Consider the following 22760-nt stretch of genomic DNA (forward strand, 5'->3'; position numbering starts at 1 on the left):
GTGGGCGCGCTGCGCCCACCGCGGGCCTGGATCAGGCCTGGGCTTCGCCAGCGGCCGGAGCGTCGGCCGCCGGGGCTTCAGCGGCCGGGGCTTCAGCGGTCGGAGCGGCAGCAGCCGGAGCAGCAGCCTTCTTGGCCGGCGCGCGGCGGGCCGGCTTGGCTTCTTCGCCAGCAGCGGCTTCGCTGAACTCTTCTTCGCGGACGGTGGCGGCGTGCGGCGCAGCAGCCTTGCCTTCCAGCACGGCGTCGGCAGCGGCGCGGGCGTACAGCTGCACAGCGCGGATGGCGTCGTCGTTGCCCGGGATCGCGTAATCGACCAGTTCCGGGTTGTAGTTGGTATCGACAACAGCGATCACCGGGATGCCGAGCTTCTTGGCTTCCTTGATGGCGATGTCTTCGTGGCCGATATCGATGACGAAGATCGCGTCGGGCAGGCGGTTCATGTCCTTGATGCCGCCCAGCGAGGCTTCCAGCTTGTCGCGCTCGCGACGCAGGCCCAGCACTTCGTGCTTGACCAGCTTGTCGAAGCTGCCGTCGGTCTCACCGGCTTCCAGTTCCTTCAGGCGGGCAACCGACTGCTTCACGGTACGGAAGTTGGTCAGGGTGCCGCCCAGCCAACGCTGGTTCATGAAGGGCATGCCGCAACGCTCGGCTTCTTCACGGATCGACTCGCGGGCGCTGCGCTTGGTGCCCAGGAACAGGATGGTGCCGCGCTTCTGCGCAACGCTGGAAATGAAGTTCATCGCGTCATTGAAGAGCGGAACGGTCTTTTCCAGGTTGATGATGTGGATCTTGCCGCGGGCGCCGAAGATGTACTGGCCCATCTTGGGGTTCCAGTAACGGGTCTGGTGGCCGAAATGGACGCCGGCTTCCAGCATCTGACGCATGGTGACCTGGGGCATTGCAGTAACTCCTGATAGGGAACCGGCCGCCACGGGTAATAGTTGGGCGGTCCGCCGTGAGGCGGGAGGTTCCGGGGTTTGGCTTCCCTGTCGCTTCCGTGACCGAACTCCTTGCGGAGCACCCCGGCACGGATATGGGCGGCAGGTGTGGATTCACCGGTGACGTCCGGTGTTGACGTGTTCCCTGCTTCGATGAGGCAGGAGATCCGGTCGATTATAGCCCGGCCTGGGCCGGGGCTGCAATCTCGGGCGCGGCGGCGGGCAGGGCAGCCTCTGCTGCGTGGTCCAGGCGGGCCTGGAAGTGGCCGCCAACATACTGATCGGGGCGGAAGGGAAGCGCCCAGGTCCGCGTCTGGCGGGGCAGCACATAGCCGGCAAGGCCCGCTATCACCACCTGGCGGGCCCCAGTGCGGTCGACGAACACCAGGTCGGCCACGTGGGCGTGGCGCGCGCCACCATTGTAAAGCTGCACGTGCGCGGCCAGGCCCGGCTGGAGCCGTGCCTGCAGTGCCGGTGCCACTGCGGGTGCTTGAAGCGGGTCCAGGAACACCGGCAACGAGTAGCGCGGGGCCGTCGCCGCAGGCAGCGCCGGATCCGGGCTGATGACCAGCCGATACGCCTGTTGGACCTGTTCGGGGGCGGCGCCGAGCCGGACCACGCGCAGGCGCTGCCGCTGGCCGGGCGCGATGTCCAGTACGGACGGGCTCAGCGCCACGTCCTCGGCCGGCTGCAGGCGCTCGTCGTTTTCTTCCTGTTCCCAGCGATACAGCCGGGCCTGGCCGGACCATCGCACCGGATCGGGGTTGTCCAGCCACAGATCGACGTCGGCCTGCCCGGCAGGCAGCAGCACGCGGGTGGTGGAAAGCTGCACGGCCCTCGCATCGGCTGCAGGCAGGGCCAGGGCCAGGGCAAGTGCGGCAAGCCCGCGCATCAGTAGGTCACCGTAGCCCGGTCAGGCCGGTCGCCGCGGAGCAGTTCCACCGGGGTCAACGCCTGCACCTGCATGGGCACCGGCGTGGGAGCATCGCTGCGCTGGTGCGGCATCGCGCAGTCCGGCCGTGCCCCGCGCAGGGCCGTGGTCGTGCAGTCGGCCACGATGCGGAGCTGGATGCGCAGGCCGCCCTGCGACTGCGCGGTGGCGGGCAATGCCGTGAATCCGGCGAGCAGGAGCAGGCAGGCCGGGGCGGGGGGGAGCCGTCTCAGGATCATCGAACATCGCAGGAAAGGGGCCTGCCCATTATCGGCCAGGCTGCCGCCGGTCTTGAGGGCGACGCGGGATCAGTAGGTAATGTTCACCGTGATCACATCGTTGTAGCTGCCCTGGGCCGGCAGGCTGCCGGAGGTGGGCGGCGCCCGCCCGTACACCGTCAGCGTCTGGGTGCCGCCGGTGCCGGTGCCGGGGACGGTGTCCACCCCGATGGTGTTGCCCCAGCGCTGGCTGCGGCCACTGTCGCGGTACAGCTCGTAGGCAATGAAGTAGCTCGGATTGGTGGCGTGCTGCATGCGCCGGGTGGTCGTTCCGAGCACGTGCTGGCCGTTGTCCAGGCCGATGGTGTACGCGGTGCGGTTGATGCAGGTCAGGCCGATGGTCGAGGTGCGGTCGATGTTGCCGGTAATGGCGCCGGCATTGCTGCCGAAGTCCATATCGGTGGTGACATACGTACTGCATTGCGGCAGGACGTTGGCAGTGACCGTGAACGGGAAGCCGGAGGCAACGGTCTTGTTGCCGGTCGCGCCGCCGCCGGCCGGGGTCGTGCAGGCGGGCGGTGGTGAGGCGGTACCGAGCAGTACTTCGTTGTAGGCGAAGCGAACCGTGGTGTCGGCGGCGGCGAAGCTGCTGCTGAAGCTTCCTGCGGAGAGCGTCTGCCCGGCCGGAACCTGGCCATAGATGGTGACGGTGACCGTGCCGCTGCCGCCGGTCAGCAACGGCACGTTGTAGTTGAGGTCGATCACCTGCGCGCCCGGGTTGCTGCCCGGGGTCAGCCCCCAGATCGTGCTGCGGGTGGCATTGGTATACAGCTGGAACGCCATGGTGTCGGTCGTGGCGTTGCGCAGGCTGCGCGTGGGCTGGGTGGCGCTGCCGCCGCTGCCGTTGCCGATGCCCAGGCAGGCGCGCACCGACGCGGTCGCCAGCAGGCTCAGGGCGGCCGTGCTGCAGGTGATGGTGAAAGTAGTGGTGGAGTTGGTGACGCTGGCAGACCCGTTGGTGATGGTTCCGAACGCGAGGGTGACCGGGGTGGTGACCACGCAGTTGGTGTCGGCATGCGCGGAGCGGCTGCCGAACAGGGCCAGCGCGGCCACCAGCAGCAGGGCGAGCGCGCGGATCACGGCGATGGCCCGGCGATGCAGCGCAGCGGCCCCAGTCGGCGCGGATGCGGCTCGCTGGGGCTGGGGGGCTCCAGGGCCACCGTGCATGGGCCGCGCGCGGTGTCGATCCGCAGGGTGAGCGGTAGGGTCACGTCCTCCAGGTAGGTCTGGCCGTCGTAACCGACGATCGCCGTGCGCGCCCCGGCCAGATGGACCACGCTGCCGGGTGCCAGCGGGTGGCCGCTGTCATCGTGCAGTACAAGGGTGAGGGGGTGGGTGCGGCGCAGGCCGAAATCCACGCCGATTCCGGCGCTCTGGCGCGGCGTGACCCAGCGGTCGACCTCGGCGGCGCGGATGTCTGCCGGCAGGTCCAGGGTGTCGATCGAGAGCCGGTTGCGCTGCCAGGACAGCAACGGCGTCACCAGCAGCAGGCCGTTGTGGTCGGTGCTGCCGATCAGGCGGTTTTCCAGCCGTACCGGTACCCCGGCGAACCTGCCGGTGGAGACCACGGCGAACGCATCGGGCACTTCGCGTGCGGCGAACACGTGCCCCCCCATCCAGACCAGGCTGCCGCTGGCGCTGGCATAGCCGTAATCGGTGTCGCCCTGGCGCGAGTACCCCAGTGCGTAGCGTCCGACCCGGTTGAGCCAGCCCACTTCACCCAGGCCGCCGCCGCCATCGTCGCCGCCGCGCGCCTGCAGGCGCCAACCGACCCCGCCCTGGCTGCCGTCGCCGGGCACCGGCTGGGACACGTCGGCCACGTAGGTGGTGTTCTCGCCGTTGCGCTGGGTGGACAGGCTGGCCTGGCGGTTGCGCCCAAGCGCGGCCGACAGCGACAGGTAGATGCTGCGATCGTTGCTCTCGTCCAGGTTCTGGTTGACCGACAGGTACGTGGACCAGCGGCGTCCGAGGTTGGCCGACCAGAACAGGCTGGCGTAGCGGTTGTCCTCACCATCGCGGTAGCGCAGGCGCAGGTAGCTGGCACTGATCGCCCCGGCCGCGTCCAGGTTCACGCCCAGCGTGGCCTGTTCGCTGATCTGCGCAGGCAGGCTGTCCTGCAGTGCACCGAGGTCACGATAGTCGCCGTGGGTGCGTCGGCTGGACAGGTTGACGTTGAATCGGCGGTTGTTCCAGCTGTACCCCAGCCCGTACTGGCCGCCGTCGCGGCCGTCCTGGCGGCTGTGAACGTAGGCGGCATTGAACACCCCGGCGGCGCCCAGCAGCCACCAGCCGCCGGCGCCGGCATTGCGCACGCCGCCACCGCCCTCGGCATGCAGTTCGGCGGTGAACCGGTCGCTGACGCCGTAACGCCAAGTGCCGCTTCCCACGGTCTGCGCCTCGTAGGCGAACGAGCGGATGCCATAGTCCCGGCGCATGCGTCCCACGCCCAGCGACCAGTCCGACAGGCCCTGCGCCAGCAACTGCTGGGTGCCGTAGAAGGCGAAGTCCAGTGTTTGCATGCGGCCGAATGCATCGGTGATCACCACCTGGGCATTGCCGGTGCCGTTGATGCCCGGCTGTGCGGCCAGCTGGAACGGTCCGACCGGCACCTGGCCGTTGTACTGGCGCAATCCGTCGACATACAGCTCGACGTTGGAAGGCACCACCGCTTCGCCGAGGAAGGTCGGGGTCGGGGTCAGCAGACGATACGGCTGCAGGCCATAGTTGCGTCCAATCTGGATGCCGCCCATCCGCACCGGCCGGCTCCAGTCGACGAAGCCACTGTAGAAATCGCCGACGGTCAGGGTCAGCGCTGCGTCGGGGAAATCCAGTTGCCAATGGGTGTCCAAGCGCACGCTGTCGGTCCGCCAGCCTTGCCGGGGAACCTCGTAGATGCGCTGCACGGTGCTGTTCTCCAGCACGCCATTGCCGAGCCCGAACAGCCGCAGTTCGCTTGTGAGTGCCAGGTTGCCGCCGGCCTCACTGTGGCTGCCATAAACGTCGTAGTTGAGGAGTGCTCCGGGTGAGGCGGAGGCATGCGGGGTAGTTTCCTGTGCCCGCTCGAGCCGGGTGGTCGGCAGTGCGAGCTGGTCCAGTGGCACGTCCAGCGCGAGGGTCTGCAGGGAGGCGTCGTAGCGCAGCACCACGCCGGCCAGACGGTCCAGTGGCACCGCCGCGTCGCCCTGCGCGGGGAAGCCGAGCTGGCGCAGCGTGGCCGGCGCGGCGAACAGCCGCCCCAGTTCCTGGGTGAAGGGAAGCAGGCCACGCGGCGCGCGATTGAGGGTCACGTCCAGGTACAGGGTCTGCGGCGCGGTCAACGGGGTCGGTGCCGGCAGCACGGCGTCGCCTGACGCGCCCGCGGCCTCCAGGCCGATCTCCGCGGCGTGCATCGTCCAAGGCAGCAGGCTGGCGCTGAGCAGCATCCGCGCGCAGGCCTCAGCGAGCCGGTGGCGCGACGGGCAGTGGTGTCTGGGCCGACTCACCATTGATCCTGGCCATGAAGGTGGCTCCCGCCAGGCGGGTTGCCGAAAGCTCCAGCGGCCAGCGCATGGTCTGGCCGCCAAGGACGTAGCCCAGCAGGCCCGGATGTACGGTCTGCGGGCGCTCCGGAGTGCCGATGGCGAGGTCGGCCAACTGCGCGTACGCGCCGCCGTCGTTGCTTACTTCCAGTGCCGGGCGGCCATCATCCAGGGTGATCTGCCGTGCCCGCAGCTTGGCAGGGGCGGCCTGGACGGGTTGGACGAAGACCGGCAGCGAGTAGCGCAGCACGAACTGCATGCCGGTCCGGTTCGGATCCAGCGTCGGCAGTTCGTCGACAATCACCCGGTAGGCCAGCTGTCCTGCCGGGGCCTGCGAGTCGCTGCGCACCACCCGCACCAGCTGCTGTTGGCCAGCGGCAAGGGACTGCATCGGCGGGCTGACCTGCAGGTCGTCGGTCGGGGTCAGCTGGTCCTGGCCTCCTTGCTGGCTCCATCGGTAGACCCGCACCTGCACCTGCACCGGTGCGGTGCCGCTGTTGCTGATCCACAGCGCGTCGGCGTTCTGTCGGGGCCCCAGCTGCAGCCCGGTCGGTGCCACCTGAAGACTGGCGGCCGGGACGGTGCCGATGGAGAGGGCAGACAGGACGCAGGCCAGTCCCAGGCGCCGCCGGAGGCGGGCCCGTGCGGTCATTGGCATGGGCTGCCCTCAGTAGGAAATGGTAGCGGTGACCGTATCCTGGTAATTACCCGTCGCGGCATTGTTGACGCTCGGGTTGGCGATCTGGCCGTACACCGTGTAGGGCACGGCCAAGCCAGTGCCGATCCCGGCCACCGTGTTGGTGCCGGTCGTGGCGCCCCAGACGTTGGCGTGGCCGGCATCCTGGTAGAGCTGGTAGCCCACGAAGTTGTTGGCGGTGACCGCGGCGTTGGTGTTCTTCATGCGCCGGGTGGTCACGTCGTTGGCGGTGCCAGCGTTGGAACCGGCGTTCAAGGCGATCGTGTAGGGGGTCAGCGCCGAGCATTGCGCGGTGATGGTGCCCTGCGCGTTGGACGGGGTAGTGGCCGTGGACAGGGCCGAACCGAAGTCGACGTCCGTGGCGGCTGCAGCGGTGATCGTGCAGGCCTTGGTGATGATGATCTTGACGTTGAAGGTGGTGGTATCGGCCGCCAGGGCGGGCGCAGCGAGGCTGGCAAGGGCCAGGCTCAACAGGGCAGGACGGAGAAATCGCATGGGCATGCTCCTTGGACGCGGGTCCTTGCTGAACAACACGATGCTGCCGAACGGTGACGCGATGGAACGGTGTTGATCCGCTTATAGGTTTGGTCTTGTAGGTAACCCGTGAGATTTGGGCGATTCGATGGCCGTTTTCGGCATCAACATGCGATTTGAGACGTCCATCTCATTCATTCATCGACCTGACTGAACTTGTGCCCAAACCGCGGCTGTCGGTGTTCCACCCGATCCCGTTCAGATTGGCCCCGGATCGGCGATAATGGGCCCCATGAGCGTGAATCTGAAAACCCCCGAGGAAATCGAACTGATGCGCATCGCCGGCCGTCTGGCCAGCGAAGTGCTCGACATCGTCACCCCCCACGTCAAGCCGGGCGTGACGACCGAAGAGCTGGACCGCATCTGCCATGACCACATCATCAATGTGCAGAAGGCGACGCCGGCCAATGTCGGCTACCGCGGCTTCCCCAAGACGGTCTGCACGTCGGTCAACAACGTGATCTGCCACGGCATCCCCAGCGAAGCCAAGGTCCTCAAGGACGGCGACATCGTCAACATCGATGTGACCGTGATCAAGGATGGCTGGCACGGCGATACCAGCCGCATGTACTACGTCGGCACGCCGTCGGTCATGGCCAAGCGCCTGGTCGATGCGACCTACGAAGCGATGTGGCGCGGCATCCGCGCGGTCAAGCCGGGCGCGACGCTGGGTGACATCGGCCATGCGATCCAGAGCTATGCCGAAGCCGAGCGCTTCAGCGTGGTGCGCGAGTACTGCGGCCATGGCATCGGCAAGGTCTACCACGACGAACCGCAGGTGGTGCATTACGGCCGCCCCGGCCAGGGCCTGGTGCTGCAGCCCGGCATGACCTTCACCATCGAGCCGATGATCAACGAGGGCACCCGCTACAACAAGGTGCTGCCCGATGGCTGGACCGTGGTCACCAAGGACCGCAAGTTGTCGGCGCAGTGGGAGCACATGGTCGCGGTCACCGAGACCGGCGTCGACGTGCTGACCCTTTCGCCCGGCGAATCGCAGGTCTGAGCATGCTGCCGGCGAGCCCGATGCTGGACGCGCCGGCCGATTCCGTCGCCGACCCGGACTGGGCGGCGTTGGCGCGCCAGTCGCTGCAACAGACCGACGCGCGGCTGTACCGCCGCTTCGACCAGGGCGACAACATCGAACGCCTGCTCGCCCTGCGCGCACGCGCGGCCGATCACCTGATCCGGCTGGCCTGGCATCGCTGCCTGCCCGCCGGTTCGGGAATGGCGCTGTTCGCGGTGGGCGGCTACGGGCGCGGCGAGTTGTTCCCGCGCTCGGATATCGACGTGCTGGTGCTCGGTGCGCCCGAGCAGCAGCGTCGGCACGAGTCCGGGCTGGCACGCTTCTTCGCCCTGCTCTGGGATTGCGGCCTGCCGGTCAGCCACGCGGTGCGATCGGCGGCCGAATGCACCCAGGCCAGCGCCGACCAGACGGTGCTGACCGCGCTGATCGAGTCGCGCCCGGTCGTTGCCGATGACACGGCCCGCCAGGCATTGAAGGCAGCCGTGAACGTGGAGGGCCTGTGGCCGCCACGCGAATTCTTCCTCGCCAAGCGCGAAGAGCTGCTGGCCCGCCATCAGCGCTTTGGCGACACGGCGGACAATCTCGAGCCGGACATCAAGGACGGCCCCGGCGGGCTGCGCGATCTCAATACGCTGGGCTGGATGGCACTGCGTGCGTTCGGCGTGCGCGATCTGGAAGCGCTGGTCGGCCTCGGCCATCTCGGCCCGGATGAAGCGGCCGCGCTCAAGCGAGAACGCTGCGCGCTGGCACGGCTGCGTTTCGGCCTGCACCTGGTCGCCAACCGGCCCGAAGAGCGCCTGCGCTTCGATTACCAGAAAACACTCGCTGCGCGCCTGGGTTTCGAAGACGACATCGAAAGCCTGGCCGTGGAAAAAATGATGCAGGGGTTCTACCGCAGCGCCACCGTGGTACGCCGGATCAGTGACCGCCTGCTGCAGCGCTTCGAGGAACAGTTCGATGGCGAAGCGGTGCCCGAGCCGGTGAGTGTCGGTTTCTCGCTGCGCCGCGGTTACCTCGCCGCCAATGATCCCGCGTGGCCGCAGGGCGACATCGAGCAGGTATTCGCGCTGTTCTCCAGCTGGGCCTACAACCCGGATGTGCGCGGCCTGCATTCGCTGACCGCCCGCGCGCTGGCCGAGGCGTTGCCGGAGCTGGCGGCGTATACCGATGCCAGTGCCGCGGCACGCGAACAGTTCCTGGCGCTGCTGCGCAGCCCGCGCGCGGTCGATACCCTGGCGCGGATGGCACGCCTGGGCGTGCTCGGCCAGTGGATCCCCGCGTTCGCGCAGGTCTCCGGGCGCATGCAGTTCGATCTGTTCCATGTCTACACCGTGGACCAGCACACGCTGATGGTGCTGCGGAACATCGGCCTGTTCGCCAGCAGCCGCGCGGATGAGCGCTTCTCGATCGCGCATGAAGTGTGGCCGCGCCTGCGCAAGCCGGAGCTGCTGCTGCTGGCGGGCCTGTTCCATGACATCGCCAAGGGCCGCGGCGGCGATCACTCCGAACTCGGTGCGGTGGACGCCCGCGAATTCTGCCAGGCGCTGGCGCTGAGCAGTTCCGATACGGAGCTGGTGGCCTGGCTGGTCGAGCAGCATCTGCGCATGTCGGTTACCGCGCAGAAGCAGGACATTTCCGATCCGGACGTGATCCATCGCTTCGCCACCCTGGTGGGCAGCCGCGACCGGCTCGATTACCTGTATCTGCTGACCTGTGCGGATATCGCCGGGACCAGCCCCAAGCTGTGGAATGCGTGGAAGGACCGTTTGCTGGCCGACCTGTATTTCGCCGCGCGCCGCGCGCTGCGCGACGGGCTGGAGAACCAGATGCCGGCCGCCGAGCGGGTCGCCGAAGCGCGCGAATCGGTGCGCCAGCTGGTGCGCGAGCGCGGCTACGACGATGCCACCATCGAGCGCCAGTTCACCGTGATGCCCGATGAGAGCTTCATCCGGCTGCGGCCCGAACAGCTCGCCTGGCAGGCGGCCGCGCTGGTGCCGATCAAGCAGGGCCAGACCCTGGTCAAGGTGCGCCGGATCACCCCGGACGACCACGCGCTGGAGGTGTTCGTGCACTCGCCGGATCGCGACGGCCTGTTCGCGGCGATCGTGATGACGCTGGACCGCAAGGGCTACGGGATCCATCGCGCGCGTGTGCTGGACGGCCCGGTCGACACCATTTTCGATACCTTCGAAGTGACCCCGGCCGACAGCTTTGCCGATGGCGATGCGCTGCGCCTGGAGGCTGGCCTGCGTGAGGCGCTGGCCGGCGATCTGACCCGGCTGCGCCCGTCGCGCCGTGTCATTCCGCGCCAGCTGCGGCACTTCCGTTTCGCCCCACGCATCGAGTTCCGCGATGTCACCGATGGCCAGACCACCAGTACCCGTTTCAGCCTCGTCGCACCCGACCGCCCCGGCCTGCTGGCCGACGTGGCGTTCGTGCTGCGCAACCAGCGGCTGCGCGTGCATGATGCGCGCATCGCCACGTTCGGCGAGCGCGCCGAAGATATGTTCGTGATCAGCGATGAGCATGATCACGCCCTGACCGAATCCGCCAGGCAGCAGCTGCAAGACGCGATGCTCGCCTGCCTGGACCCTGATCGAAACGCCGGAGACCCCCACTGATGGCCACCAAGCCTGCCAAGAAGACTGCCGCGAAGACCGCGGCGGCCAAGACCCCTGCTGCCGCGCCTGCGGTAAAGAAGACTGCTGCCGCAGCGAAAAAGGCGGCACCCGCAGTGAAGAAGGCTGCCGTGAAGAAGGCGCCGGCCCGCAAGGTTGCCGCCACGCCGGCCGAGAGCGCCGCCAAGCGCAGTGCCAGCCGTGATGCCACCATCGCGCGCAAGTCGCTGCGCAAGCCGGCCACGCCGGGCGTGGAAGAGCTCAAGTTCGGCATCGAGAGCGCGTTCGAGCGCCGTGCCACGCTGACCCTGCATGAGATCGAAGGCTCGACCAAGCCGCTGGTCGGCCGCGTCATCGATGGCCTGGAAACCGGTGAATTCCGCGTTGCCGAGCCCGACGGCCACGGTGGCTGGAAGGTCAACGAATGGCTGAAGAAGGCCGTGCTGTTGTACTTCCGCGTCAACGACATGGCCGTGGTCGATGCGCGCCCGGCGCCGTTCTGGGACAAAGTCGAATCGCGTTTTGCCGGCTTCGATGAAGCCAAGTTCCGTCGCGCCGGCGTGCGCGTGGTGCCCGGTGCGATCGCGCGTCGTGGCAGCTACTTCGGCAAGGACGTGGTGCTGATGCCGAGCTTCACCAACATCGGCGCCTACGTGGGCGAGGGCACCATGGTCGACACCTGGGCCACGGTGGGTTCGTGCGCGCAGATCGGCAAGCACTGCCACCTGTCCGGCGGCGCCGGTATCGGTGGCGTGCTGGAGCCGCTGCAGGCCAGCCCGACCATCATCGAAGATCATTGCTTCATCGGTGCGCGTTCGGAAGTGGTGGAAGGCTTCGTGGTCGGCCATCACAGCGTGATCGGCATGGGCGTGTTCCTTGGCCAGAGCGCGCGCGTGTACAACCGCGCCACCGGCGAGATCAGCTACGGTTCGGTACCGCCGTACAGCGTGGTGGTGTCCGGGCAGCTGCCGTCCAAGGACGGCTCGCACTCGCTGTACTGCGCGGTGATCGTCAAGCAGGTCGATGCCAAGACCCGCAGCAAGACCAGCGTCAACGAGCTGCTGCGCGGCCTGGCCGACTGAGCACCCCGCAGCCCGCGCTGGCGCAGGCGGCGCGCTACCGGCACCCGTTCGCGGGGTGGCCGGGACGCGCGCTGCAGCGTCTGCTCGGCTGCGCGCACCTGACCGCCGCCCGGCGCGCGCTCACCCGCGTGCTGCCGGTGCCGGCGTTGATCAGTGATGTGCGTGAGGTGGTGTACCTGAGCTGGTGGGTGGACGTGCGTCATGCACCGCCGCCCCCCCCGGGCCATCGCCTGTTCGTGCATGACGGGCGTACGCCCTACACGATCCTGACGTACCGCCACGGCCATTTCGGGCCGGCGCTGGCGGGGCCGTTGCGTGGCCTGTTTCCGTCGCCGCTGCAGAGCAACTGGCGCTGGTGTGTGGTGCCGGACGATGCAGCGGCTGCGTCCGCTACGCCACGGGTCCTGTTTGATCGCAACGTAATCGATAGCGTGGCGCACGCGGTGGGTGCGCGGCTGTGGAGCGATGCCATGCAACCGCATCTGGCCGCGCGTTTCTGGCATGCCGTGGATGCCGATGGCGGGCACACCGTGATCGAGCCGGGGCAGGGCAGCGCGCCGGCACTGCAGGCGCAGGTGCGTCCGGCAGTGGCCTTGGCGGCGGCGTGGGCGGCCGGGGCGTTCACCGATGCAGCGCAGGCCATGGCGTTCCTGGCCTGTCAGGAGGCCGCGTTCGCGGTCGCCCCGGATGGTCGGCTGGCCCTGACCCATATCGATCTGCCGATCACCCAGGCCGAGGTGCAGCCGCTGCGGCTGGAGGGGGCGGTGACCTGCCCGCACCTGGCCGCGATGGGCGTCGATCTGGCCGATGCGTTCTGTTTCCGGGTGCCGCAGGTGCCCTTCCGGGTCGTGTCCGAACGCCTGTTGTGACATCCTCACGGCGTCCTTCCTGATCGATGCTGCACGCCGCGCCATGACCACCACTCTGTACGGATTGAAGAACTGCGACACCTGCAAGAAAGCCACCAAGTGGCTGGACCGTTTCCAGGTGCCGTACACCTTCGTCGACTACCGCGACCACATGCCAACGCCGGAGACCCTGATCGAGTGGGCCGGCCAGGCCGGCGGCTTCCCCGCGTTGATCAACCGGTCCTCCACCACGTGGCGGCAACTGCCGGAGAACCGCAAAGCGGCCGACTCCGAGGCCGAGTGGAAGCTGCTGCTGCGCGAGTACCCGCAGCTGATCAAGCGCCCGGTGGTGGTGAGCGCCGATGGCGTGATGACCCAGGGCTTCTCGGACAACGGCTTCAAGCAGCGGTTCGGAGTGGGCGCGTGAACGACGTCGTTGCCCTGACCTGCGACCTGATCGCGCGCGCCTCGGTCACGCCCGAGGATGCCGGTTGCCAGGCGCTGCTGGCCGGCCGACTTGAGCGCGCCGGCTTCCACTGCGAACACCTGCGCCTGGGCGAGGTCGACAACCTGTGGGCCACGCACGGGCAGGGCGCACCGGTGCTGGTGCTGCTCGGGCATACCGATGTGGTGCCGACCGGCCCGGTCGCGGCCTGGGCCAGTGATCCGTTCGATCCGCAGATCCGTGATGGCGTGCTGTACGGACGTGGCGCGGCCGACATGAAAGGCAGTGTGGCCGCGTTCGTGGTCGCCGCCGAGCAGTTCGTGGCCGCCCATCCGGACCATCCCGGCACCTTGGCCGTGCTGCTGACCAGCGACGAGGAGGGCGACGCCATCGATGGTGTGCGTCGTGTGGCCGATATCTTCCGCGAACGCGGCCAGGCCATCGACTGGTGCATCACCGGTGAACCGTCTTCCACCGCGGTGCTCGGCGATCTGCTGCGCGTGGGCCGCCGCGGCAGTCTCTCGGCTACGCTGACGGTGAAGGGCGTGCAGGGCCATGTCGCGTATCCGGACAAGGCGCGCAATCCGATCCATCTGGCCGCCGCGGCACTGGCCGAACTGACCGCACGGCACTGGGATGATGGCTTCGAGAGCTTCCCGCCGACCAGCCTGCAGGTCTCCAACATCCATGCCGGCACCGGGGCGAACAATGTGATTCCGGGTGAGCTGCAGGTGCTGTTCAACCTGCGCTACAACCCGCACTGGAATGCGCCGGCGCTGGAGCAGGAGATCGCCGCGCTGCTGCAGCGTCATGCGCTCGAGTACACGCTCAAGTGGCATCGCAGTGGCGAGCCGTTCTATACCCCGGAAGGCACGCTGCGCCGGGTTGCCCGCGAAGTGCTCGGTGAGTTCGCCGGTGCGCCGCCGGAGGAGAGCACCGGCGGTGGCACCTCCGATGCGCGCTTCATCGCGCCGCTGGGCGCGCAGTGCATCGAAGTGGGGCCGGTCAACGCGAGCATCCATCAGGTTGACGAAAATGTCCGCGTGGCGGATCTGGAAGCGTTGCCGGCGTTGTACCAGCGCCTGATCGAGCGTTTGCTCGCCTGACGCCATCGGGTTGAATCTACCGCCGCTCGATTACGGTAGTGCCGGCCGCTGGCCGGTTCGCCCTTACGCCACGATCAGCCCGAACGACGCCAAGGCGGCCGCTGCCTGGCGCTGTGAAATCACTGCCTTCTTGAACAGCTTGGCGTCCATCACGTTGAGCCCGCTGATGTCGGTGCCGCGCAGGTCAGCGCCTTCAAACCGCGTCAGCCGTGTCTGTGCATTGCGCAGGCTGCCGCCGTTGAAGACCGCATCGCGGAAGTCGCAGCCGGACAGCTCGGCCTCGGAGAAATCCATACCCTCCAGCTGCGCCTTGCGGAACGACATCCCGCGCAGGTCGGCGCTGACCAGCAGGCAATCGCGGAATTCCAGCGCCCAGCCGGTCACTTCCTGCAGGTGCGCGCCCGTCAGCTTGCAGTCCTGGAACTGCACCGAGGAGAGCGTCGCGCGGCGCCAGTGACTGTTGTTGAGATCGCAGTGCGAGAAGCGTGCATCGCTGAGCAGGGCCGAACTGAAATCGCACTGGCTGCCGCGGCACTTCGTCCACTGGCTTTCTTCCAGCGAGGCCGCCAACCAGCTCGTGCCGGTGACCGAACACTGGTTGAACTGGAACCCATCCATGTCCAGCCGCGAGAAGTCGCCGTGATCGAACGTGCAGCTCTCGAAGACGGCTGCCCGCGGATGCGCGGCGATGATGGCCTGCATGCGCTCGCGGGTGAGGATTTCATCGCGGAAGGTGACAGTGTTCATGCGTCCATTCTGGGTGATGGGCCGGACCAGGGGCAGACTTGAAGGTCGCTGCAGAATGTGTACAAAACGGATCGACGCCAATGCCCGGCACTACCCGAACGTCCAGAACGGCGCTTTGATCCGCTCGCGCCAATAGGTTTCGCCAGCGAGGTAGAACTTCTGCGCATAGGCCTTGGCAAACCAACCCGCGGCCGCGTCGAGATCACGCGTCACACCGGCGCGGCCGCGGCCGAGCAGCAGACCGCTGAAATACTGGCCATACACGTTGCCTTGGTCGGCCGAACGCCGATACCAGCGCAATGCCTCGGCACCATCGCGCGGCAGGCCCATGCCCAGTTCGTACATCGCACCCAGATCCACCTGGGCATCGGCATCGCCACGTTGCGCACGCCGCTGGATGTCGACGACCAGCGGATGCAGAGTGCCATCCGGCTGCGCGGCGATCGCCTGCGGCAGCCGCGAGGATTCGGACGGCATGTGGTGGTAGATCGTCGCGCGCAGGTCCCAGCGCAGCGCGCTGGCCGTGTCACCGCGTTCGCGATGGAACTTGGCCAGCATCAGCATCGCCATCGGGTTGCCGTGGTCGGCGGCAGCGCGGTACCAGCGCTCTGCTTTGCGCGGTGACGCGCGCAGCGCAGGGCCCTGGAGGATGTTCGGGCCGGTGCCATGCAGCAGCTCACCGTGGGTCCAGATCCGGCCCAGCGCCTCTTCGGCCTGGGGGTTGTGGAACGTCCACGGAGTGACGGCGGCGGCACGCTCGTACCAGGTCACGGCGCGCGGGTCGTTGAAGGTCTCGTAGGTCCTGGCGGCCTCCCAGGCACTGTCGAAGCTGCCATCGGCCGCCTTGGTCTCGACCGACTGCACGATGCTCGCAGGCGTCCGTGACGGGGCGCTGGCGCAGGCGATGAGGGAAAGGGTCAGCGCGATGCCGCCCAGGCGTGTAGCGATGCGTCCGATGCGAGGGGTCATGCCAGCCAGTGGGTGCAGAAGGACCGCGATTATCGCCCGGCCTCGAAGCGCAGGGTTGTCCGCGGCGGTCGGTTTGGTTGCCATCGCAACAGTTGCACCGCCGCCCAAACCCGGTTACGGTCGGTCCATGTCCTCGTTCCCGGCCACCGCTGTCAGCAATACCAACCGCACTAATCTGCGCGCGAATAATCGTGCGCGGCCGATGCGGGACTGCGACCAGGGCTAGTACAAGCAACACGCCCGGACCCCAGAAAACCCGCATCGACCGATGCGGGTTTTTTTGTGGCCCGGGTTTACCCCTTCCGGGCCTGGGTGGCCGGTCGAATGCCTGCAATACGTGTATTCCCCCATCATCAGGAGCTGTTCCCATGTGTTCGATCTTCGGTATTTTCGGCCTCCAGGCGGGCGACGACCTCGCCGCATTGCGCCGCCACGCGCTGGACCTGTCGCAGCGCCAGCGCCATCGCGGCCCGGACTGGAGCGGGGTGTACGTCGATGACGGCGCCATCCTGGTCCACGAGCGCCTGGCCATCGTCGACCCCGCCGGTGGTTCACAGCCGCTGCTCTCCGAAGACGGCGGCCTGGCGCTGGCGGTCAACGGCGAAATCTACAACCACCGCGAACTGAAGGCCGAACTGGCCCAGCCGTACGCCTTCCAGACCGGCTCGGACTGCGAGGTGATCAACGCCCTCTACCGCGAAGACAGCCCGGCCTCGTTCCTGAACCGCCTCAACGGCATCTTCGCCTTCGCGCTGTGGGACCGCGCCGAGCAGCGCGTGCTGATCGCCCGTGATCCGATCGGCGTGGTGCCGCTGTACTGGGGCCACGACAAGGACGGCCGCCTGGTGGTGGCCTCCGAACTGAAGTCGCTGGTGGACATCTGCGCCGACGCCGCGCAGTTCCCGCCGGGGCATTGGTACGACAGCGCCACCGGCACGCTCACCCGTTACTACGAGCGCCCGTGGCGCGACTACGATGCGGTCGAAGGCGTGGAGGCGGATCGCGTCGAACTGCGTGAGGCGTTCGAGCGCGCGGTGCACCGCCAGTTGATGACCGATGTGCCCTACGGCGTGCTGCTCTCCGGGGGGCTGGATTCGTCGCTGGTCGCGGCCGTCGCCGCGCGCTATGCCCGCCACCGTGTCGAAGATGGCGATCAGAGTGAAGCCTGGTGGCCGCGCCTGCACTCCTTCGCGATCGGCCTGAAGGGCTCGCCCGATCTGGCGGCCGCCGCCATCGCGGCCGAAGCCCTGGGCACCGTGCACCACGGTTTCGAGTACACCTTCGAAGAGGGGCTGGATGCGCTGCCGGAAGTGATCCGCCACGTGGAAACCTACGATGTCACCACCATCCGCGCCTCCACGCCGATGTTCCTGCTGGCGCGCCGGATCAAGGCGATGGGCGTGAAAATGGTGCTGTCCGGTGAGGGCAGCGATGAGATCTTCGGTGGCTACCTGTACTTCCACAAGGCGCCGAACGCGCGCGAGTTCCATGAGGAGCTGGTGCGCAAGCTCGACGCGCTCAACAACTACGATTGCCTGCGCGCCAACAAATCGATGATGGCCTGGGGCGTGGAGCCGCGCGTGCCGTTCCTGGATCGCGAGTTCCTCGATGTGGCCATGCGCATCGATGCCAAGCACAAGATGGTCGGGCAGGGCCCCGCCGGTGCACGCCGGATCGAGAAGGCGGTGCTGCGCGAGGCCTTCGAAGGCTACCTGCCGGATTCGATCCTGTGGCGCCAGAAGGAGCAGTTCAGTGACGGTGTCGGCTATGGCTGGATCGACGGGCTCAAGGCCCATGCCGAAGCCCAGGTCAGTGACCGGGTGATGGCCGCGGCGGACAAGCGCTTCGTGCACAACCCGCCGCAGACCAAGGAAGCCTACTTCTACCGCCACGTGTTCGAGCAGTACTTCCCCACCCAGGCCGCGGCGGAGACCGTACCGGGTGGCAAATCCATCGCATGCTCCTCGCCAGCGGCGATCGCGTGGGACGCCAGCTTTGCCGCGATGGCCGATCCCTCCGGGCGCGCCATCGCCGGCGTACACGAACAGGCACTGGCCTGATCGGATGTGCCACACCGCCGCGTCGTCCGCGGTGGTGTGGCGACGCGTGCAGCCCGTAGAATCGCCCCTTCAATCGATGGGGATCGGTCATGGACTCTGACACCACCGGCATGCGCCGCAGCGGGCTGGCCTGGCGCTACCTGGGCTGGGTGGCGCTGCCGCTGTTGATCGGCCTGGGCCTGGCGCGGTTTGCCGGCCCGGCCGTGACCGCGCAGGTGGCCCGTGCAGAGTCCTCGCTGGGGGCCGACTGGGCTGCGCATCTGCATGCGCCGCTCGGTCTGTTCCTGCTGCAGTTGCTGGTGTTGCTGATGGTCGCCAAGGGCGCGGGCTGGGTGTTCCGCCGCCTGGGCCAGCCGGGGGTGATCGGTGAGATGGCGGCCGGCCTGATGATGGGGCCGCTGGTGCTGGGCGCCGTGTTGCCGCAGGTACATGGCGTGCTGTTCCCGCCGGCATCGCTCGGTCCGCTCGGTCTGCTCAGCCAGCTCGGCGTGCTGATGTTCCTGCTGGTGGCCGGGGCGGAGCTGGATCTGGGCGGACTGCGGGGGCGACGTCGTTTTGCCTTCGTGGTCAGCCATGCCGGCATCGCGGTGCCCTTCGTGCTGGGCGTGCTGCTCGCGATCTGGCTGTACGGTGCACACGCGCCGTCGGGCGTGGGCTTCACCGGCTTCGCGTTGTTCGTGGGTATTTCATTGAGCATCACCGCTTTCCCGGTGCTGCTGCGCATTCTGGCCGACCGGGGCATGACCGGCACGCCGCTGGGCCAGACCGCCATCGCCTGCGCCGCGCTCGGTGATGCCACTGCATGGTGCCTGCTGGCCCTGATCGTGGCGGCTGCGCAATCGCAGGGCTGGGTGCCCGCGACGATCAATCTGGTCTGCGTGGTTGCCTTCGTCGCGTTGATGCTGGGCGTGGTGCGCCCGTGGTTCTCGCGCCTGGTGATCGCACCGGGCCAGGAAGGACGCTGGCTGCTGATCATGCTGTTGATGGCGCTGGCCTGCGCGCTGGTTACCGAGATGCTGGGCATCCACGCGCTGTTCGGCGCCTTCGCGGCCGGCGTGGCGGTCTCCGGCAACGCCACCCTGCGGCACACCGTGGCCGAGCGCGTCGAGCCGTTCGCGGTGACCTTGCTGCTGCCGCTGTTCTTCGCCATGACCGGCCTGCGCATGCGCGCCGATGCCCTGCAGGCCAGCGACCTGGCGCTGTGCCTGATCGTGATCGTGGTGGCCACGCTGGGCAAGCTGATCGGCACCTGGAGCGCAGCGCGCAGTGCCGGCATGGGCAGCCATGAGGCGTGGAAGCTCGGTGCCCTGATGAACACCCGCGGCCTGATGGAGCTGATCGTGCTCAACCTGGGTTACGAGCTGGGCTTCCTCGGCGACCGCCTGTTTGCCGTGCTGGTGATCATGGCCCTGGTGACCACGGCCATGACCGGGCCGCTGCTCAACGCAATGGAGCGGTGGAAGAGGCGGTAGCCGTAGGGGCGGCCACCGCCCGTGATCATTCCACGGGGACCAGCGTCAGCGTGTACGCGGTCTTGCCCGGCAGGAACGGGGTGGGTGTTCCCTGCACCCAGGCGTCGTGTCCGGCGCCCCAGAACGGTGACAACGGGTGACCGCTCTGCCCACCGGGCATGTGGATCCATCCCTCGGCTTCGTGGCCGGGCGAGACCACCATCCGCTGCGACGCCCCGAACGCGGGCCCCTGCACGCGGGGCATGTCGCGGTCGCCGGGCAACCGATCGGCGGGCATGCACAGCCATCGTCGGGCGACGTTGGGCAGGGCGCGACTGACCGGGTGACAGATCGCGGCGGTGTTGCGTTCGCCCCACGTACGCGCCTCCAGCGGTCCCTGACTGCTCAGGTCTGCCTCCAGCGCCTTGGCGGTATCGGCCAGCAGCGCATGCCAGCTGGAGTACGGAGGCGGCAGCAGATGCGCCCGCCGTTCGCTCACCAATGGCCACAACACGCCCTCGAACTGCCCCAGTCGCGGCTCCAGATAGGCCTCGCCGAGCTGTGCTTTCGCTGGCGCGAGCAGGCCTTCGCCAACGCGGTCGATCAACATGCCGCGGAAACCGCGGGTGATCCGGTAGCTGACCGAATCGACGCCCGCACGGCCATCCCATCGCCGGGTTGCGACCTCAAGCCGCTGCAGGGCAGGGTCGTCGCTGTCGGTGACGACCTCGCGCAGCAGGTGCCACCAACGCGTGAGCAACAGGGCGCGATCGTCGAGCTGGATCGCCAGCAGGTCGGCTTCGGTGAAGCGCTCCTTCGCCATCAGGCCGTCGCGGATCTGCCGCCCGCGTGCACCCAGGTCATAGCCCCCGTTCCCGGCGATGGCCAGCGCGTCCCCATCGAGTACACGGCCGTTGGCGGTCCACAGCCGATGGGAGGGGGGATCGATCAATGCGGGCGCGCTATCGCTGCGGATCGCCCACGGCGTGCAGCTCGCGGGCGCCGTGATCGTGTTGCCGTCTGGCGGGCAGCCCGCAGCGCGATCCGGGCGTGTGCCGATCAACCGCCAGGCGATGCGTCCGTTACGGTCGGCGATCACCAGATTCTGCGCGGGAATACCGCTGCGGTCGGCGACCTGGAACGCCTGGTCAAGATCCCTTGCGCGCGCCATCTCGGCAAAGTCCAGACGGACCGCACCGGGAAGCTGCGCCGTCCAGCGCAGTGCCTCGCCACTGCCGTCCGGCCGTTCGTGGAGTACCGGACCCCAGGCGGTCTCGCGCACGCGCAGCGTCACCGGCGCTTGACGGGCGACGCGGATACGCTCTTCATGCGTGGTGATGCCTTGGGCATCGGCGGGTACGCTGCGGAAATCGGCGGTGTCGATGTAACTGTTGCTGAAGCCCCAGGCAACGTGTCCGTTGCTGCCGACGACGATGGCCGGCAGGCCGGGCAGCGAGAAGCCGCTGACATCGACACGCCCGTCGGGCGCCTGCGGATCGGGATAGCGCAGCCGTACCCGGAACCAGAGATTCGGCGCGCGCAGTCCCAGGTGCATGTCGTCGGCGACGATGGCGCGGCCGTCCGTGGTCAGTGCACCGGACACGGCGAAGTTGTTGCTGCCCAGCACGTCCGGGTCCAGATGACCGGCGGCGGCACCGGTTGCCTGCGCCGCATCGAGCCGTCGGAGATCGAGCGCCGTGGCGTCCGGTAGCGGGGCGTTGCCGCGCGCCCCGCCAAACAGGGGGGCATCCCACTCGCTGCCCTCGTGGCTGAGCAGTGCATACAGCGCCGGTGGCACCACCGCGCGGATCCGCGCCATCGCCAGTTCGTTCTGATTGGTGGGGTCCTGCAGGTCGGCATACATCGCCAGCCCGGTCAGCACGCTGTCTTCGGTCCGCCACGGTGCGGGCGTCTGGCGCAGCAGCAGATAGGGCCAAGGCCGTACCCGAAGATCCGCGACGCCTTGGTTGATGCCGTCCACATAGGCCTGCAGGGCAGCGGCACTGCTGCCCGTGGCAACCTCCAGGTGGGCCTCGGTGCGCGCCCGCAGCCGGTGCACGCGCATGCGCTTGTCCATCTCGATCGCCGCCGGGCCGAACAGCTCGGCGAGCTCGCCAGCGGCAGTACGGCGCATCAGGTCCATCTCGAAGTAGCGCTCCTGCGCATGCACCAGACCCAGCGCCCGCATCGCATCGGCCTGGGTCCCGGCCTCGATGGTGACCACGCCCAAGGCATCCCGGGTGATGCTCACCGGCGCCGCCAAGCCGGTCATGGCCTGTTCGCCTTCCAGGCGGGGCAGGCTGCCACGCAGCAGCCACCACACCATCAAAACCGCCGCCAGCGTCAGTATCAACGCTCCCCAGACCAACTGCTTCAGCCAATGCCGCATCCTGCGCATCCCCCAGTAGGTGTGGTTGGATTGTAGGGGAGGCGTGAACGCCCTGTGCACGCCGACCGAAGCGCAACTGCAACTGATTCCGATTAGATCACCGGAATTCCAGATAGGGCACCATGCGCGCATTGATTCATCAGGAGCACCCCCATGAAAGGCAACCCGGACGTCATCGCCTGCTTGAAGGAACTGCTGCGCGGCGAGTTGGCCGCGCGCGACCAGTACTTCATCCATTCGCGCCGCTACGAAGACCAGGGCCTGTTCGCGCTCTATGAGCGCCTCAACCACGAGATGGAAGAAGAGACCCAGCACGCCGACGCGCTGCTGCGCCGCATCCTTTTCCTCGGCGGCGACCCGGACATGCGCCCGCATGTGTTCGAGCCCGGCGTGACCGTGGAAGAGATGCTGCAGAAGGACCTGGAGACCGAGTACAGCGTCCGCGACAACCTGGCCGCCGGCATGAAGCTGTGCGAACAGCACCAGGATTATGTCAGTCGCGACATGCTGCTGGTGCAGTTGAAGGACACCGAGGAAGACCATGCCTGGTGGCTGGAACAGCAGTTGGGCCTGATCAAGCGCATCGGCCTGGCGCTGTACCAGACCAGCAAGATGGATGCGAAAGGCACCGCTGCGCACTGAGTGCGGCATCGGGTTCCGCACGCCAGCCAGCCTTCGCCAGCCAGCTGCTGAACCCCCGTCCGCCCGCCAGCCTCTGCCAGCCAGCTGACGTTGATTCGAACAGAGAGGCCGGGGAAACCCGGCCTTTTCTGTGGGCAAAAAGGCTCTCCCTCCGTCCGCGTGGCAAGCCTGAAGCGCTCTGAACCTTTCAGTCGCGGCCGCAGGTGGGTCGAGCGCTGGGCCGCGATGCCCTTGCCGGCGAATGTCCCCCGGCGTCGGCCTGCGGCCGCCACCTCCTCCTTTATTTCGCCCACAAGGGCATCGCGACCCACGTATAGAGACCACTGGCGCTTCACAGCAATGCCCGGTGTTACGCCTGCGCGCCGCGAGCCGAGCCCCGTAGCGGCCGGCAGGCTCCTGGGCAAAATCAAGGAGGAGGACGTCGCCGTCAGGCGGCGGCCGGGGGACATTTGCCGAGGGGCCTGCCGGTCGCTACGGG

19 protein-coding genes are annotated in these 22760 nt (G+C 67.9%); 9 read left to right on the plus strand and 10 right to left on the minus strand.

Features of this window, described 5'->3' with window-relative positions:
- Positions 1-31: 31 nt before the first annotated feature.
- From rpsB to QMX81_RS15220, 7 genes are all read right to left on the minus strand, one after another.
- Complete coding sequence (gene rpsB / locus QMX81_RS15190; protein ID WP_121041490.1) at positions 32-901, minus strand: 30S ribosomal protein S2; 870 nt, start codon at positions 899-901, stop codon at positions 32-34.
- A gap of 214 nt (positions 902-1115) precedes the next feature.
- On the minus strand, positions 1116-1832 hold the full coding sequence (locus tag QMX81_RS15195) for a fimbria/pilus periplasmic chaperone (protein ID WP_152151764.1): 717 nt from the start codon (positions 1830-1832) through the stop codon (positions 1116-1118).
- Positions 1832-2047 (minus strand): hypothetical protein, encoded by a 216-nt coding sequence (locus QMX81_RS15200; protein WP_226956597.1) that lies wholly within the window; start codon positions 2045-2047, stop codon positions 1832-1834. Before QMX81_RS15200 ends, QMX81_RS15195 begins: the two co-directional genes overlap by 1 nt.
- A 132-nt stretch (positions 2048-2179) precedes the next feature.
- Positions 2180-3229 (minus strand): spore coat U domain-containing protein, encoded by a 1050-nt coding sequence (locus QMX81_RS15205; protein ID WP_282262680.1) that lies wholly within the window; start codon positions 3227-3229, stop codon positions 2180-2182.
- The gene (locus QMX81_RS15210; protein ID WP_282262709.1) at positions 3226-5571 is read right to left on the minus strand and encodes a fimbria/pilus outer membrane usher protein; all 2346 of its coding nucleotides are present in this window, start codon (positions 5569-5571) and stop codon (positions 3226-3228) included. Before QMX81_RS15210 ends, QMX81_RS15205 begins: the two co-directional genes overlap by 4 nt.
- Positions 5572-5584: 13 nt before the next feature.
- Positions 5585-6325: a molecular chaperone gene (locus tag QMX81_RS15215; protein WP_121041500.1), complete on the minus strand. Its 741-nt coding sequence runs from the start codon at positions 6323-6325 to the stop codon at positions 5585-5587.
- Between the two features lie 9 nt (positions 6326-6334).
- Positions 6335-6859, minus strand: a complete 525-nt coding sequence (locus QMX81_RS15220; protein ID WP_121041502.1) for a spore coat U domain-containing protein — start codon at positions 6857-6859, stop codon at positions 6335-6337.
- A gap of 271 nt (positions 6860-7130) precedes the next feature.
- Here QMX81_RS15220 and map point away from each other — a divergent pair, with 271 nt between their 5' ends.
- From map to dapE, 6 genes are read left to right on the plus strand one after another with little or no spacing between them, the layout of a single operon-like run.
- Positions 7131-7904: a type I methionyl aminopeptidase gene (gene map, locus QMX81_RS15225; RefSeq protein ID WP_121041504.1), complete on the plus strand. Its 774-nt coding sequence runs from the start codon at positions 7131-7133 to the stop codon at positions 7902-7904.
- Positions 7905-7906: 2 nt separating this feature from the next.
- A complete protein-coding gene (locus tag QMX81_RS15230) occupies positions 7907-10546 on the plus strand; it encodes a [protein-PII] uridylyltransferase (RefSeq protein WP_282262689.1) in 2640 nt (879 codons plus the stop codon).
- Complete coding sequence (gene dapD / locus QMX81_RS15235) at positions 10546-11625, plus strand: 2,3,4,5-tetrahydropyridine-2,6-dicarboxylate N-succinyltransferase (RefSeq protein ID WP_282262691.1); 1080 nt, start codon at positions 10546-10548, stop codon at positions 11623-11625. Before QMX81_RS15230 ends, dapD begins: the two co-directional genes overlap by 1 nt.
- A complete protein-coding gene (locus QMX81_RS15240; protein ID WP_282262712.1) occupies positions 11622-12494 on the plus strand; it encodes a hypothetical protein in 873 nt (290 codons plus the stop codon). The genes dapD and QMX81_RS15240 overlap by 4 nt, the downstream gene beginning before the upstream one ends.
- Positions 12495-12537: 43 nt before the next feature.
- A complete protein-coding gene (locus QMX81_RS15245) occupies positions 12538-12900 on the plus strand; it encodes an arsenate reductase (RefSeq protein WP_282262693.1) in 363 nt (120 codons plus the stop codon).
- A complete protein-coding gene (dapE, locus tag QMX81_RS15250; protein WP_152151774.1) occupies positions 12897-14024 on the plus strand; it encodes a succinyl-diaminopimelate desuccinylase in 1128 nt (375 codons plus the stop codon). The genes QMX81_RS15245 and dapE overlap by 4 nt, the downstream gene beginning before the upstream one ends.
- 63 nt (positions 14025-14087) lie before the next feature.
- Here the strand turns inward: dapE and QMX81_RS15255 are convergent, their stop codons facing one another.
- Both QMX81_RS15255 and QMX81_RS15260 read right to left on the minus strand, forming a co-directional pair.
- Complete coding sequence (locus QMX81_RS15255; RefSeq protein WP_282262698.1) at positions 14088-14771, minus strand: pentapeptide repeat-containing protein; 684 nt, start codon at positions 14769-14771, stop codon at positions 14088-14090.
- A gap of 90 nt (positions 14772-14861) precedes the next feature.
- Positions 14862-15740 carry a tetratricopeptide repeat protein gene (locus QMX81_RS15260; RefSeq protein WP_282262700.1) on the minus strand — a complete coding sequence of 293 codons (879 nt, stop codon included), beginning with the start codon at positions 15738-15740 and terminating at the stop codon, positions 14862-14864.
- A gap of 368 nt (positions 15741-16108) precedes the next feature.
- Here QMX81_RS15260 and asnB point away from each other — a divergent pair, with 368 nt between their 5' ends.
- Positions 16109-17800 carry an asparagine synthase B gene (asnB, locus tag QMX81_RS15265; protein ID WP_282262702.1) on the plus strand — a complete coding sequence of 564 codons (1692 nt, stop codon included), beginning with the start codon at positions 16109-16111 and terminating at the stop codon, positions 17798-17800.
- Positions 17801-17889: 89 nt separating this feature from the next.
- Entirely contained in the window at positions 17890-19272 is a 1383-nt protein-coding gene (locus QMX81_RS15270) for a cation:proton antiporter (RefSeq protein ID WP_282262704.1), read from the plus strand.
- A 25-nt stretch (positions 19273-19297) separates the two neighbouring features.
- Here QMX81_RS15270 and QMX81_RS15275 read toward each other — a convergent pair whose 3' ends face one another.
- Positions 19298-21640, minus strand: coding sequence for a penicillin acylase family protein (locus QMX81_RS15275; protein ID WP_282262706.1), 2343 nt, complete (start codon positions 21638-21640; stop codon positions 19298-19300).
- A 153-nt stretch (positions 21641-21793) separates the two neighbouring features.
- Between QMX81_RS15275 and bfr the strand changes: the two genes are divergently transcribed.
- Positions 21794-22282, plus strand: a complete 489-nt coding sequence (bfr, locus tag QMX81_RS15280; RefSeq protein WP_121041522.1) for a bacterioferritin — start codon at positions 21794-21796, stop codon at positions 22280-22282.
- The last annotated feature ends 478 nt before the right edge of the window (positions 22283-22760 follow it).

Source organism: Stenotrophomonas sp. PS02301, assembly GCF_029959485.1.
In the GTDB taxonomy this organism is placed as follows: domain Bacteria; phylum Pseudomonadota; class Gammaproteobacteria; order Xanthomonadales; family Xanthomonadaceae; genus Stenotrophomonas; species Stenotrophomonas maltophilia_Z.

Bases quoted from the DNA above. Each gene is read 5' to 3' on its own strand.
- map (WP_121041504.1), top strand. From the start codon at position 7,131: ATGAGCGTGAATCTGAAAACCCCCGAGGAAATCGAACTGATGCGCATC.
- QMX81_RS15255 (WP_282262698.1), bottom strand. From the start codon at position 14,771: ATGAACACTGTCACCTTCCGCGATGAAATCCTCACCCGCGAGCGCATG.
- QMX81_RS15210 (WP_282262709.1), bottom strand. From the start codon at position 5,571: ATGCTGCTCAGCGCCAGCCTGCTGCCTTGGACGATGCACGCCGCGGAG.
- QMX81_RS15270 (WP_282262704.1), top strand. From the start codon at position 17,890: ATGGACTCTGACACCACCGGCATGCGCCGCAGCGGGCTGGCCTGGCGC.
- asnB (WP_282262702.1), top strand. From the start codon at position 16,109: ATGTGTTCGATCTTCGGTATTTTCGGCCTCCAGGCGGGCGACGACCTC.
- QMX81_RS15195 (WP_152151764.1), bottom strand. From the start codon at position 1,832: ATGCGCGGGCTTGCCGCACTTGCCCTGGCCCTGGCCCTGCCTGCAGCC.
- QMX81_RS15220 (WP_121041502.1), bottom strand. From the start codon at position 6,859: ATGCGATTTCTCCGTCCTGCCCTGTTGAGCCTGGCCCTTGCCAGCCTC.
- QMX81_RS15260 (WP_282262700.1), bottom strand. From the start codon at position 15,740: ATGACCCCTCGCATCGGACGCATCGCTACACGCCTGGGCGGCATCGCG.
- rpsB (WP_121041490.1), bottom strand. From the start codon at position 901: ATGCCCCAGGTCACCATGCGTCAGATGCTGGAAGCCGGCGTCCATTTC.
- bfr (WP_121041522.1), top strand. From the start codon at position 21,794: ATGAAAGGCAACCCGGACGTCATCGCCTGCTTGAAGGAACTGCTGCGC.
- dapD (WP_282262691.1), top strand. From the start codon at position 10,546: ATGGCCACCAAGCCTGCCAAGAAGACTGCCGCGAAGACCGCGGCGGCC.
- QMX81_RS15245 (WP_282262693.1), top strand. From the start codon at position 12,538: ATGACCACCACTCTGTACGGATTGAAGAACTGCGACACCTGCAAGAAA.
- QMX81_RS15230 (WP_282262689.1), top strand. From the start codon at position 7,907: ATGCTGCCGGCGAGCCCGATGCTGGACGCGCCGGCCGATTCCGTCGCC.
- QMX81_RS15215 (WP_121041500.1), bottom strand. From the start codon at position 6,325: ATGCCAATGACCGCACGGGCCCGCCTCCGGCGGCGCCTGGGACTGGCC.
- QMX81_RS15275 (WP_282262706.1), bottom strand. From the start codon at position 21,640: ATGCGGCATTGGCTGAAGCAGTTGGTCTGGGGAGCGTTGATACTGACG.